Here is a 12781-nt window from a genome sequence, read left to right as displayed (position 1 = left end):
CTTTGTACTCACCCTCTCGGGCTTTCCTCCGGGCGCTTCCCTTCGGTATTTCGTGTTTCCGACTCTATCAGATCTTTCCGGCTTCCCGGTCCGTTCCGAATTCCTCGGTGCTTTCCGGCCTTTCGGCCTTCCGGCGGTTCCGACTTTATCAGATCTTCTCGGCTTCCCGATCCGTTCCGATTTTCATCGGCGCCTTTCAGGTTTCCGCTTTCGCGTTTCCCTTTCCGGCGGATCCGACTTTATCAGAGGTTTTGGGCCGGTCTGACCGGCTCCGGATTCTGATTCATCGGGTGCGGCTTCTCGATTGATGTGATTCGAGAAGCAGGCAGATTTTCAATGTTACCGTGCGAGCCGTCGGGCTCTAGGCAACTGTTCGAATCTACCTCCCCGGTCCTCCCGTGTCAACGGTCTTTCCGGAGCGATGAGGAGACTAGCAGGTCAGACGGGTCGTACGCACATCACGCCGCAGTGGGGACGGCAGCGCTCCGCTCCGACTCCTCGATGTCGCCGGTCTCGCCCTCGCGGGCCGCTCGGCCGCCGAGGACGTAGACGTACGCGAGGAAGGCCAGCTCGGCGGCGATTCCGATCGCGATGCGGGCCCAGGTGGGCAGGCCGGAAGGGGTGACGAAGCCTTCGATGGCGCCGGACACGAGAAGGACCAGGGCCAGGCCGATGGCCATTCCCAAGGCGGAACGGCCTTCCTCCGCCATGGCAGCGCGGCGGGTGCGCGGGCCGGGGTCGATCAGCGTCCAGCCGAGGCGCAGTCCGGTTCCGGCGGCTACGAAGACGGCGGTCAGCTCCAGCAGGCCGTGCGGGAGGAGCAGCCCCAGGAAGGTGTCCAGGCGATCCGCGGAGGACATCAGGCCGAGGCCCACTCCTACATTGAGCATGTTCTGGAAGAGGATCCAGATGACCGGGACGCACAGGAAGGCCCCCAGGACCAGGCACATCGCGGCCGCTTGGGCGTTGTTCGTCCACACCTGGGCGGCGAAGGACGTCGCCGGGTGGCTGGAGTAGTACGTCTCGTACTCGCCTCCGGGGCGGGTCATGTCCCGCAGCTTCGAAGGGGCCGCGATCGAGGACTGCACCTCCGGGTGCGTGCCGACCCACCAGCCGATCACGGCCGCGAGGGTCACGGACAGCAGGGCCGTGGGCACCCACCAGCGCCGGGACCGGTAGACCGCGGCCGGGAAACCGTGGGTCAGGAAGCGTGTGACGTCTCTCCAGGAGGCGCGGCGCGTGCCTGTCACGGCACTACGCGCGCGTGCCACCAGCTGTGTGAGGCGTCCCGTGAGCTGAGGGTCAGGGGCGCTGGACTGGATAAGCGAGAGGTGCGTGGCCGTGCGCTGGTAGAGCGTGACGAGCTCGTCGACCTCGGGGCCGGTGAGCCGGCGCTGGCGGCGTACCAGGGCGTCGAGTCGGTCCCACTCGGCTCGGTGGGCCGACACGAAGACGTCGAGGTCCATCGGATTGGCTGCTCCTCGGCTTCTCGTACTGCTCCTACTGCGGCGCGATCACTCATCAGCTTGGCAGACTGGCGGTGACGGGGGCAGAGACGGGAAGGGCGGCGGGCGTGAGTGAGCTTGTGACGGGCGAGGCGGTGGCGCTGGAGCTGCGCCCCGCGAAGCTGCCGAGCCGGGCGCTCGCCCTCCTGATCGACATGGTCGTGGCCTGGTCGGTGTACCTGGCCGTGACACTGGGGCTGCTCGCGGCGACGGCGTCCCTTGATGACGCCGCGGCCGCCGCCATCGCCGTGGCGACGTTCGTCCTGGTGCTCGTGGGCGTGCCCATCGCCATCGAGACGCTCAGTCACGGGCGGTCGCTGGGGAAGGTGGCGTGCGGGCTGCGGGTCGTACGGGACGACGGCGGGCCGATCCGGTTCCGGCACGCCCTGGTGCGCGGCGCGGTCGGCGTCGTCGAGATCCTGCTGATGTTCGGCGTGGTCGCCTGCATCGCGTCCTTGGTCTCGGCGCGGGGGCGGCGCCTCGGGGACGTGCTCGCCGGGACGCTCGTCGTACGGGAGCGGGTGCCCACGGCGCAGACCGGGTACGTGCCCGCGCCGCCGCCGTGGCTCGCGGGGCAGTTCTCCCAGCTCGATCTGTCCGGGGTTCCGGACGGTCTGTGGCTGGCGATACGGCAGTACCTGACGCGCATGGGTCAGTTGGATCCGCAGGTCGGCTGGGGCATGGCGGAACGCCTCGCGGCCGACGTGGTCGCGCGGACGGGCGCTCCGGCGCCCGTGGGGGTGCCGCCGGCCGCGTTCCTGGCCGCCGTGGTGCACGAGCGGCAGACGCGGGAGGCGCAGCGGACCTTCGGCGGGGCGTCGGTCGAGGGGCACGCGCCGTACCCGGGCCCCTACGCGCCGGGGGCGCCGAGCATGCCGGTTCCCCAGCCCCCGCACGCCCCGCGGCCCTCGGCGGGCCAGTGGGCTCCGCCCACGTCCGGTGTGGCGGGAGCGGAAGCGCCTCGGCCCGTGCCGCACGCCGTGCCGGAACCCGGCCCGCGTGCCGAGCCGCAGCGGCCCTCGACGGGCTTCGTGCCGCCCGCGTAGCGCGGACGTCAAGCGAAGGCCGACGGCGGCGATTCGAGGTGTTCGAGCTCGATGCCGGGGGCCGCGACGACGACGTCGCCGCTGAGGTGGACGGCGTGCTGCTCGCCCGTGTCCAGGGCTGTGACCTGGTATTCGTCCACGGTCAGCGGGCCGTTGTCAGTGGCGTGTGCTTCTCTCGTGAGCAGGGCCCAGGACTGGTCGAGGGTGCGCGGCGCCAGGACCGGGTCCGTGAAGGCGACCAGGCGGACGCGGGTCGCGGGGGAATCGGGGGTGAGGCGCAGCAGCCGGGCGGTGGCGACGAGGAAGGCGGGGGACGTTCCGGTGAAGGCATGAGCGGGGGCGTTGTTCTCGGTGGCGTGCGCGCCGGTGGCGTCGGTGCGGACCCAGGTGACGCCGTCGAGGGCCGCGGCCCGCACCTGCCAGCCGGAGGCGTGCAGTTCGAGACGGATGGGGCGGCCGAGTTCGTCGACGGTCAGGTCGACGGAGCCCGCGTGGTCGCCGGAGGGGGTGGTGCGCTGGGCGACATAGCGCCAGCCGGAGGGGCCGGGCGCGCACTGGAAGTGTTCTTCACCTAGGGGGGTGTGATCGTGCGGATCGTGCAGCGAATAGCGACCGCGGGGCATGGGGCTCGGTCCTTGTCGGGGGACGTGCGGTAGGGCGTCGTGGGGCCGGTGCGTCGTGGGGCCGGTACACCGACAGGCCCCCGCCGGGACGGCGAGGGCCTGCTGGAGACGTACGGCTACGGCCGAGGCCGGCCGACCGGGCCGGGCCCCGCCCCGGGGATCAAGGGCGGCCCGAGATGGGGCCGGTCCGTGATCGGGGGCGGTACGCGGGCCGGATCAGTAGCGGTAGTGGTCCGGCTTGTACGGGCCCGCGACCTCGACGCCGATGTACGCGGCCTGCTCGGGGCGGAGCGTCGTGAGCTTCACGCCGAGCGCGTCCAGGTGCAGACGGGCGACCTTCTCGTCGAGGTGCTTCGGCAGCGTGTAGACGCCGATCGGGTACTCGTCCTGCTTGGTGAAGAGCTCGATCTGGGCCAGGGTCTGGTCCGCGAAGGAGTTGGACATCACGAAGGACGGGTGGCCCGTCGCGTTGCCCAGGTTCAGCAGGCGGCCCTCGGAGAGGACGATGAGAACCTTGCCGTCGGCGAAGGTCCAGGTGTGGACCTGCGGCTTGACCTCGTCCTTGACGATGCCCGGGATCTTCGCGAGGCCGGCCATGTCGATCTCGTTGTCGAAGTGGCCGATGTTGCCCACGATCGCCTGGTGCTTCATCTTGGCCATGTCGGCGGCCATGATGATGTCCTTGTTGCCGGTCGTGGTGATGAAGATGTCGGCGGTCTCGACGACCTCGTCCAGGGTGGTGACCTGGTAGCCGTCCATCGCGGCCTGCAGGGCGCAGATCGGGTCGACCTCGGTGACGATGACGCGGGCGCCCTGGCCGCGCAGGGACTCGGCGCAGCCCTTGCCGACGTCGCCGTAGCCGAAGACCACGGCGGTCTTGCCGCCGATGAGGACGTCGGTGGCGCGGTTGATGCCGTCGATGAGCGAGTGGCGGCAGCCGTACTTGTTGTCGAACTTCGACTTGGTGACGGCGTCGTTCACGTTGATCGCCGGGAAGAGGAGGCTGCCGTCGCGCTGCATCTCGTACAGGCGGTGGACACCGGTGGTGGTCTCCTCGGTGACGCCGCGGATCTCCGAGGCGACCTGGGTCCACTTCTGCGGGTTCTCACCCAGCGTGCGGTTCAGGACCTGGAGGATGACGCGGTGCTCGTCGTTCTCGGCGGTCTCGACGCCGGGGACCTTGCCGTCCTTCTCGTACTGGACGCCGAGGTGGACGAGCATGGTGGCGTCGCCGCCGTCGTCCAGGATCATGTTCGGGCCGCCGGTGGGCGAGTTCGGCCAGGTCAGGGCCTGCTCGGTGCACCACCAGTACTCCTCCAGGGTCTCGCCCTTCCAGGCGAAGACCGGGATGCCCTGGGGGTTGTCCGGGGTGCCGTTCGGACCGACGGCGATGGCCGCGGCGGCGTGGTCCTGGGTCGAGAAGATGTTGCAGGAGACCCAGCGGACCTCGGCGCCGAGGGCGACCAGGGTCTCGATGAGGACGGCGGTCTGCACGGTCATGTGCAGCGAGCCCATGATGCGGGAGCCGGCGAGCGGCTGGCTGGCGGCGAATTCCTTGCGGATCGCCATCAGGCCGGGCATCTCGTGCTCGGCGAGGGTGATCTCCTTGCGGCCGAACTCGGCCAGGGAGAGGTCGGCGACCTTGAAGTCCTTGCCATTGACGGCAGTCGTCATGGTGAGCTGCTCCTCGTGATGGGGTCGAGGGTGGGCATGGCTGATCTGCGGCGTCGGGGTACGGAGACGCACCGGCGCGCGCAGCGCAGTCCGTCGGAGGCCCTCTCTCCCTCGGCCGGTCCAGGAGCGGACCGCCCGACCGCCATCAGCAGCGACGTCTGGCACTGTCACGAATCTACACCGATCGGCGCAGTGAGCCACAAGGGTGCCGGGAGATGGGCTGTGGCTGAATCGCGACCTTCTGGAGGTCGGAGCAAAGGCCATCAGTCCCTGACGAACCAGGACCTTTGCGCTTTTGCTCCTGTCCCTGTCTGTTGCAGGATGCCTGGAGATCGGGAACACATGCGCGACCTTGTTCGGTCAAGGCGTTAGGAGAACCACGTGACCAGTCCGGCCGACCCCCCGACCGGCGCCAGCGGGCAGAAGAGGCTGAAGCTGCTCGCGGTGACCGCCTGCCCGACCGGCATCGCCCACACGTACATGGCGGCGGAGAAGCTCCAGCAGGCCGCCGACCGCCTCGGCGTCGACATGAAGGTGGAGACACAAGGCTCGATCGGGGCTGAGAACGTACTGTCTGACAACGATGTCAGAGAGGCGGACGGCATCATCATCGCGGCCGACAAGGACGTGGACCGCGACAGGTTCGCGGGCAAGCGCGTGCTGTCGGTCGGGGTTTCCGAGGGCATCAGCCAGCCCGAGCGGCTGATCGAGCGGGTCCGGACCGCGCCCGTGCAGAGCGGCGGCGGCGCCGGGAGCGGCGGCACCGGTCCGGCCGGGGGCGGCGGAGGGGGCGGCGGCCGGGAGCGGAGCGTCGCGTACAAGGCGCTGATGAACGGCGTCTCGTACATGATCCCGTTCGTCGTGGTCGGCGGTCTGCTGATCGCGATCTCGCTGTCGCTCGGCGGGCACACCGACCCGAAGGGCGGGCTCGTCATCCCGGACGACTCGTTCTGGATGCATGTGAACCAGATCGGCGTCATCGGCTTCAAGCTGATGGTGCCGATCCTGTCGGGGTACATCGCGTACGCGATCGGGGACCGGCCCGCCCTGGTGCCGGGCATGATCGGCGGGTGGATCGCCAACACCGGTGAGCTCTACGACTCCGAGGCGGGGGCGGGCTTCATCGGGGCGATCGTGACCGGGTTCCTGGCCGGGTACCTGGTGTTGTGGATCAAGAAGGTCAAGGTCCCGAAGTTCGTCCAGCCGATCATGCCGATCATCGTGATCCCGATCCTGGCGACGAGCGCGCTCGGGCTCTTCTTCATCTACGTCATCGGCAAGCCGATCTCGTGGGTCTTCGAGCACCTGACGGACTGGCTCAGCGGGATGACGGGCACGAGCGCGATCCTGCTCGGCGCGATCCTGGGGCTGATGATCGCCTTCGACATGGGCGGTCCGGTCAACAAGACGGCGTTCCTGTTCGGCGCGGGGCTCATCGCCACCGGCAACCAGACCGTCATGGGCATGTGCGCCGCGGCGATTCCGGTGATGCCGCTCGGGCAGGGGCTCGCGACGCTGATCCGCAAGCGGCTCTACTCGGAGCAGGAGCGGGAGACCGGGCTCGCGGCGTTGTTCATGGGGTTGTTCGGGATTTCGGAAGGAGCTATTCCGTTTGCGGCCGCGCGGCCCGCGCAGGTCATTCCCGCGAACATGCTCGGCGGCGCGGTGGCCGGTGCGATCGCGGGCCTCGCGAGCGTGAAGGACGCGGTGCCGCACGGCGGGCCGATCGTCGCGGTGCTCGGCGCGGTCGGCGGAGTGCCGATGTTCTTCGTCGCCGTGGCCGCCGGAACGGTCGTCACCGCGCTCGCCACCGTCTCGCTGGTGGACCTGAGCGAGCGGCGGCGGCACGGGGTGCCGACCGGTGGGGCGGGCGTGGGCGAGCCGGTGCTCGCGGGCGTGGGGGCGGGGGCCGTGGGCTCGCCCGGGCCGGCCCGGGCGCGGGAGTCCGCCGTCGCGACCGCGTCCGCCGACGCTCCCCCGGCGGTCGAGGCCGCCGCGCCCGAGGTCCTCTCCGGCTATCTCACCCGGGAGACCGTCGAGGTCGAGCTCGCCGCCGGTGACAAGGAGGCCGCGATCCGCGAGCTGGCCGGGCTGCTCGCGCGTACCGGCAAGGTCACCGACGTGGACGAGCTGGTGCGGGTCGCGCTCGCGCGCGAGGCGCAGGGCACCACGGGGCTCGGCGAGGAGATCGCCATCCCGCACGCCAAGACCGACGCCGTGACCTCGCCGGTGGTGGGGTTCGCGCGGTCGGCCGAGGGCATCGAGTGGGGGTCGCTCGACGGTACGAAGGCCAAGCTGATCTTCATGATCTCCGTGCCTGAGGCCGCGGCGGGGGACGAGCATCTGCGGATTCTGGCGTTGCTGTCGCGGAAGCTGATGGATGTGGGGTTCCGGGAGCGGCTCGTGGGTGCGGTGGATGAGGGGGCGGTGCTGGAGGTGCTGCGCGAGGTTCAGTGAGCCTTGCTGTTCGTACGTGAAGGGGCCCGCACCTGTTTCTTGGTGCGGGCCCCTTCACATATGCCTTGTTCCAACGGTTGCGCGGCGCTGTCCGGCTGTGCCCTCCCGTCCCGCCCTGCGGGACGGGAGGGCACAGCGAGTACGACAGTCAGCCCGTCGCTGCCGTGTCCTCGCGGTATATGTCCGGCTCCAAGTAGATGACTCGGGCGATCGGGACGGCCTCTCGGATGCGGGACTCGGCGGCGTTGATGGCGTCGGCGATCTCGCGGGCGGTGTCGTCGTGCTGGACGGCGATCTTGGCGGCGACGAGCAGCTCCTCCGGGCCGAGGTGGAGCGTGCGCATGTGGATGACGCCGGTGACGGTGTCGCCGTCGACCAGGGCCTTCTCGATCTTCTGGACCTCTTCGGTGCCCGCGGACTCGCCGAGGAGCAGCGACTTGGTCTCGGCGGCGAGGACGATCGCGATGAGGATCAGCAGGACGCCGATGCAGAGGGTGCCGATGCCGTCCCAGACGCCGTCGCCCGTGGCGAGCGCGAGGCCGACGCCGCCGAGCGCGAGGACCAGGCCGACGAGCGCGCCGAGGTCTTCGAGGAGGACGACGGGCAGCTCGGGGGCCTTGGCGCGGCGGACGAACTCCTTCCAGGAGAGGTTGCCGCGCAGGGTGTTGGACTCCTTGATGGCCGTCCGGAAGGAGAACGACTCGGCGATGATGGCGAACACCAGGACGCCGACCGGCCAGTACCAGTGCTCGATCTCGTGCGGGTGCTTGATCTTCTCGTAGCCCTCGTAGAGGGCGAACATGCCGCCGACGGAGAAGAGCACGATGGAGACCAGGAACGCGTAGATGTAGCGCTCGCGGCCGTAGCCGAAGGGGTGTTGCGGGGTGGCTTCGCGCTGGGCCTTCTTGCCGCCGAGGAGCAGCAGGCCCTGGTTGCCGGAGTCGGCGAGCGAGTGCACGCTCTCGGCCAGCATCGACGACGAGCCGCTGAAGAGGAACGCCACGAACTTGGCCACCGCGATCGCCAGGTTGGCGGCGAGTGCCGCCACGATCGCCTTTGTTCCGCCTGACGCACTCATGTGTGCCCGTTGTCCCTTCCGTTGCGTGCCGCGCCTGCCGCGTGACACGCGTACGTTCTCCGTTCCGCGACGGCCGGGCGCCGATGGGCCCGGCCGGTGCGGTGCGTCATTGTTGCAGCACGGGAGGCGTGGGGTGGGTCAGGCCACCACGGTGGCGCGGAAAAGGGTGCCGCTGCCGGAAACGTCGGTCTTTTCACCCGCGGGGACGAACACGGACCCGCCGGGGGTGAGGGAGATGTCGCCGACGCTGACCTCGCCCGCCACGCAGAGCAGGATCTGCGGGGTCTCGGCGGTGAGGTCGCGCCGGGCGTCGTCGCCCTCGGGCAGGACGAAGCGGGAGAGGCGGAACTCGTCGATCGGCGTCTCGTAGACCTCTTCGCCGTCGGCGACCTGTTCGCCGACGGAGACCGCTTCGCCGCCGACCGCCGTGGCATCGGCCGCTGCCGCGGCGGGCACCGGGCGCAGGACGCCGGGGTCGGTCGCCTCGAAGCGGACGACGCGCAGGAGTTCGGGCACGTCGACGTGCTTGGGGGTGAGGCCGCAGCGCAGCACGTTGTCGGAGTTGGCCATGATCTCGACGCCCATGCCGTTGAGGTAGGCGTGCGGGACGCCGGCGCCGAGGTAGAGGGCCTCGCCGGGGTCGAGGCGCACGTGGTTGAGCAGCATGGCGGCGATGACGCCGGGGTCGCCGGGGAAGTGGCGGGCCGCGTCGGCGTACGGGGCGTAGGCGCAGCCCAGGCGCTCGGCGGCGGTCGCGGCCTCGGTGACCGCGCGCGCCATGTCCTCGCGGTCGGCGGTGAGTACGGCCGTGAGGACCTCGCGCAGCGCCGCGTCCTCGGGCTTGGCGCGCAGCAGGTCGACGTACGGCTTGAGGGAGTCCACGCCGAGGCCCTCGATCAGGTCGGCGGCCTCGGCGGGCGGGCGGAAGCCGCACAGTCCGTCGAACGGCGTGAGCGCGCAGATCAGTTCGGGCTTGTGGTTGGCGTCCTTGTAGTTGCGGTGGGGGGCGTCGAGCGGGATGCCGCGGGCCTCTTCGTCCTCGTAGCCCTCGCGTGCCTGCTCCAGGTCGGGGTGCACCTGTACGGACAGGGGGGCGCCCGCGGCGAGGATCTTCAGGAGGAAGGGCAGGCGCGGGCCGAACTTGTCGACGGCGCGGGGGCCGAGCTCGCCGCGCGGATCCTCGTCGATCACCTCGTTGAGCGGTCCGCGCTCGGTGCGCGAGGGCGCGCCCGGGTGGGCGCCCATCCACATCTCGGCCTGCGGTTCGCCGGTCGGCTCGACGCCGAGGAGGCCCGCGATGGCGGTGGTGGAACCCCAGGCGTAGGGGCGGACGGTGTTGGTGAGGCGGTCCACGGAAGGGTCTCCCTTACGGGCGTGCGGGGACGCGGGCGGGCGCGTCCTTCGGTGCGGGTACGCGCGTGCCCCCTACGGGTACGGGCACACGCGGGAGGGCGCCCGTACGGGGGCCGCGGTCATGATCGGCTCCCGGAGGCGAGCGCCAGGTAAACGGCGGCGAAATCCGTGATGGCGATCAGCTCGGCGAGCCGCTCCAGGTCTCCGCCGTCCTCGGGGTCCAGCTCGCTGAGCGCGATGTCGTGGCTCTGGGCCAGCTCGCGGGCGGCGGGGGCGGCGGTGAGGCCGCCCGCGTCGGCGGGGCGGTCGCGCAGCAGGACCGCGCGGGCGCGCAGCGGCGCCGGGTCGTCGACGCGGTCGCGGAAGAAGTCGTCGCCTTCGGCGCTTCCGGGGAGGCCGCGCGCGAGCAGCGCGGCGTGCGCGGGCAGCGCTTCGGGAAGCTCGGCGGTGAGCGCGGGGTGCCCGGCCAGCTCGGCGAGCGCGGCGGCGAAGCGGCGGCCGACGGGGCCCGCGGTCTCGCCCTCGGTCCAGATCAGCGGCAGCGCTTCGGCCAGCTCGGTGGCGAGGGTCTTGGCGGGGTTGCTGTACGTCGCGATGGCGGGGCCGCAGCGCTCGGCGACGGCGTCGAGCCGGTCGGCGACCTTCTGGAGGGTCTCCGCGGGGGCGGTGACCAGGCCGGTGCGGTCGAGCAGGGCGAGCAGCGGGACGAGCAGGGACCACAGGGTGCCGGGGGCGGCGGCGGGGGCCTCGGTGCCGTCGGCCGTGTCGGCGGTGGGCTGGGGCGACACGGCCATCGGGACGGTGAGGCCGTGCGAGCCGCTGACGCTCTCGGCGAGCGGGGAGCGGGCCGGTGCCACCGCGACGACGGTGCAGCCGCGGCGGTAGGACTGCTCGGCGAGGAGCGCGAGGCCCGGCTCCGTGCCGTCCGGTGTGGCGATGAGCAGCAGGTCGACGGGGCCTGCCCAGCCGGGCAGGGTCCAGCGCAGGGCGCCGGCCGCGGGGGCGACGCCCGTGGGGGCGAGCCTGATGACGGGGCAGCCGGTGCCCACGAGGGCGCCGACGAGGTCGGCGACGCCTGCGCCCGCGGTGCCGGGTCCCGCGATCAGGACGGCGCGGGGGCGGCCGTCCGGTTTCAGTTCCGTGACCCCGGACTCGGTGGCGTGCCGGACCGCGGTCCGTACGCGGGCGCCCGCTTCGGCGGCGCCGCGCAGCAGATCGTGCAGGTCGGCGCGGGCCAGCTCGTCGGGGGCGTCCAGGAGCGACTCGTCGAGCATGGGGGTCGGGCCTCCGATCGCCGTGCGCGGCAGGGGGTGCGGGCGAGCGTACGCGCGGGGTGTACGCCTGGCCCTGTTCTGATCCTTACTCGGGGCGGCGGGCTTCGTCGACCAGGAGTACGGGGATGCCGTCACGGATCGGGTACGCGAGGCCGCAGTCGGTGCCCTCCGCGGTGCAGACCAGCTCGGCGTCCGTCTCCTTGAGAGGGGCGTGGCAGGCCGGGCAGGCGAGGATCTCCAGGAGGCCGGCTTCGAGCGGCATGGGGTGGTTCCCTTCGGGGGTGGTGGGGTCGGCCCGTCCAGCCTATCGCTGGCCTGGAGGGCTTGGACGGGGGCCGCTGGCCTGGAGGGCTTGGACGGGGGCGGGGCCGCGCCCCTGCGGGCGGCCCCGCCCCTCGCGGTCAGGCCCTGATGATCGCCAACGCCGCGTCGCGGGTCTTCTCCATCGTCTGCCGGTCGCGGGCCTCCGCGTTGAGGCGCAGGAGCGGCTCGGTGTTGGAGGCGCGGACGTTGAACCACCAGTCGGCCGTCGTGATCGTCAGGCCGTCCAGCTCGTCGAGGGTGACGCCGTCCTGGCCTTCGTACGCGGCCCTGATCGCGGCGAGGCGGGCCTGCTGGTCGGCCACCGTCGAGTTGATCTCGCCGGAGCCGACATAGCGGTCGTACTGCTCCACCAGGGCGGACAGGGGGCCGTCCTGGCCACCGAGGGCCGCGAGGACGTGCAGGGCGGCCAGCATGCCGGTGTCGGCGTTCCAGAAGTCGCGGAAGTAGTAGTGCGCGGAGTGCTCGCCGCCGAAGATGGCGCCGCTCTTGGCCATCTCCTCCTTGATGAAGGAGTGGCCCACGCGCGTGCGGACCGGCGTGCCGCCGTTCTCCCGCACGACCTCCGGGACCGTCCAGGAGGTGATCAGGTTGTGGATGACGGTGCCCGAGCCGCCGTGCTTGGCCAGTTCGCGGGCGGCGACCAGGGCGGTGATCGCCGACGGGGACACCGGGTCGCCGTTCTCGTCGACGACGAAGCAGCGGTCGGCGTCGCCGTCGAAGGCGATGCCGAGGTCGGCGCCCTCCTCGCGCACGCGCTCCTGGAGGTCCACGATGTTCGCCGGATCCAGCGGGTTCGCCTCGTGGTTGGGGAAGGTGCCGTCCAGCTCGAAGTACATCGGTACGAGCGTCAGGGGCAGGCCTTCGAAGACGGTGGGCACGGTGTGGCCGCCCATGCCGTTGCCCGCGTCGACGACCACCTTCAGCGGCCGGATCGCCGTCAGGTCGACCAGGGAACGCAGGTGGGCCGCGTAGTCCTTGAGGGTGTCCTGGCGGGTGAGCGTGCCGGGGGCGGCCGCGGGCTCGGGGGCGCCTTCCTCAGCCCAGCGCTCCACCAGGGCGCGGATGTCCGCGAGGCCGGTGTCCTGGCCGACCGGGGCGGCGCCCGCGCGGCACATCTTGATGCCGTTGTACTGCGCCGGGTTGTGCGAGGCCGTGAACATCGCGCCCGGCAGGTTCAACGCGCCCGAGGCGTAGTACAGCTGGTCCGTGGAGCAGAGGCCGATCTCCGTGACGTCCACGCCGAGGGCGGCCGCGCCGCGCGCGAAGGCGCCCGAGAGGCCGGGCGACGAGGGCCGCATGTCGTGCCCGACGACGATCGCGTCCGCACCCGTCACCCGCGCGAAGGCGGCGCCGAACTGCTCGGCCAGGGTCTCGTCCCACTGGTCCGGGACCACCCCGCGCACGTCGTACGCCTTCACGATCTGGGACAGATCAGCAGCCACGGCCA

11 protein-coding genes are annotated in these 12781 nt (G+C 71.3%); 3 read left to right on the top strand and 8 right to left on the bottom strand.

Translation table 11 applies throughout. The annotated features are described in order from the left end of the window. On the top strand, positions 1 to 265 hold a 265-nt coding region (locus tag IG74_RS53320; protein WP_234334283.1), incomplete at its 5' end, for a hypothetical protein. A gap of 193 nt (positions 266 to 458) precedes the next feature. Here IG74_RS53320 and IG74_RS0109480 read toward each other — a convergent pair. Continuing rightward, positions 459 to 1466, bottom strand: coding sequence for a stage II sporulation protein M (locus IG74_RS0109480; protein ID WP_030672758.1), 1008 nt, complete (start codon positions 1464 to 1466; stop codon positions 459 to 461). Positions 1467 to 1573: 107 nt separating this feature from the next. Here IG74_RS0109480 and IG74_RS0109475 point away from each other — a divergent pair, with 107 nt between their 5' ends. After that, on the top strand, positions 1574 to 2551 hold the full coding sequence (locus tag IG74_RS0109475; protein ID WP_030672755.1) for an RDD family protein: 978 nt from the start codon (positions 1574 to 1576) through the stop codon (positions 2549 to 2551). 8 nt (positions 2552 to 2559) lie between these two features. Here the strand turns inward: IG74_RS0109475 and IG74_RS0109470 are convergent, their stop codons facing one another. Further along, positions 2560 to 3174: a hypothetical protein gene (locus IG74_RS0109470; protein ID WP_030672752.1), complete on the bottom strand. Its 615-nt coding sequence runs from the start codon at positions 3172 to 3174 to the stop codon at positions 2560 to 2562. 216 nt (positions 3175 to 3390) lie between these two features. After that, positions 3391 to 4848, bottom strand: coding sequence for an adenosylhomocysteinase (gene ahcY / locus IG74_RS0109465; protein ID WP_030672749.1), 1458 nt, complete (start codon positions 4846 to 4848; stop codon positions 3391 to 3393). 381 nt (positions 4849 to 5229) lie between these two features. Here ahcY and IG74_RS0109460 point away from each other — a divergent pair, with 381 nt between their 5' ends. Beyond that, the gene (locus tag IG74_RS0109460) at positions 5230 to 7305 is read left to right on the top strand and encodes a fructose-specific PTS transporter subunit EIIC (protein ID WP_030672747.1); all 2076 of its coding nucleotides are present in this window, start codon (positions 5230 to 5232) and stop codon (positions 7303 to 7305) included. 148 nt (positions 7306 to 7453) lie between these two features. Here the strand turns inward: IG74_RS0109460 and IG74_RS0109455 are convergent, their stop codons facing one another. From IG74_RS0109455 to IG74_RS0109435, 5 genes are all read right to left on the bottom strand, one after another. Next, entirely contained in the window at positions 7454 to 8383 is a 930-nt protein-coding gene (locus IG74_RS0109455; protein ID WP_030672746.1) for a cation diffusion facilitator family transporter, read from the bottom strand. Positions 8384 to 8521: 138 nt separating this feature from the next. Beyond that, positions 8522 to 9736, bottom strand: a complete 1215-nt coding sequence (manA, locus tag IG74_RS0109450; RefSeq protein WP_030672743.1) for a mannose-6-phosphate isomerase, class I — start codon at positions 9734 to 9736, stop codon at positions 8522 to 8524. Positions 9737 to 9855: 119 nt separating this feature from the next. After that, complete coding sequence (locus tag IG74_RS0109445) at positions 9856 to 11010, bottom strand: SIS domain-containing protein (protein WP_030672741.1); 1155 nt, start codon at positions 11008 to 11010, stop codon at positions 9856 to 9858. 85 nt (positions 11011 to 11095) lie between these two features. Further along, positions 11096 to 11272, bottom strand: a complete 177-nt coding sequence (locus tag IG74_RS49265) for a Trm112 family protein (RefSeq protein WP_078868679.1) — start codon at positions 11270 to 11272, stop codon at positions 11096 to 11098. 139 nt (positions 11273 to 11411) lie between these two features. After that, entirely contained in the window at positions 11412 to 12776 is a 1365-nt protein-coding gene (locus IG74_RS0109435) for a phosphomannomutase/phosphoglucomutase (RefSeq protein ID WP_030672738.1), read from the bottom strand. Between the last annotated feature and the right edge of the window lie 5 nt (positions 12777 to 12781).

The sequence above is a fragment of the Streptomyces sp. NRRL B-1347 genome (assembly GCF_000720325.1).
Lineage (GTDB): Bacteria > Actinomycetota > Actinomycetes > Streptomycetales > Streptomycetaceae > Streptomyces.
The sequence above is the reverse complement of the archived record's forward strand: the minus strand, read 5'-3'. Positions and strand labels throughout refer to the sequence as shown.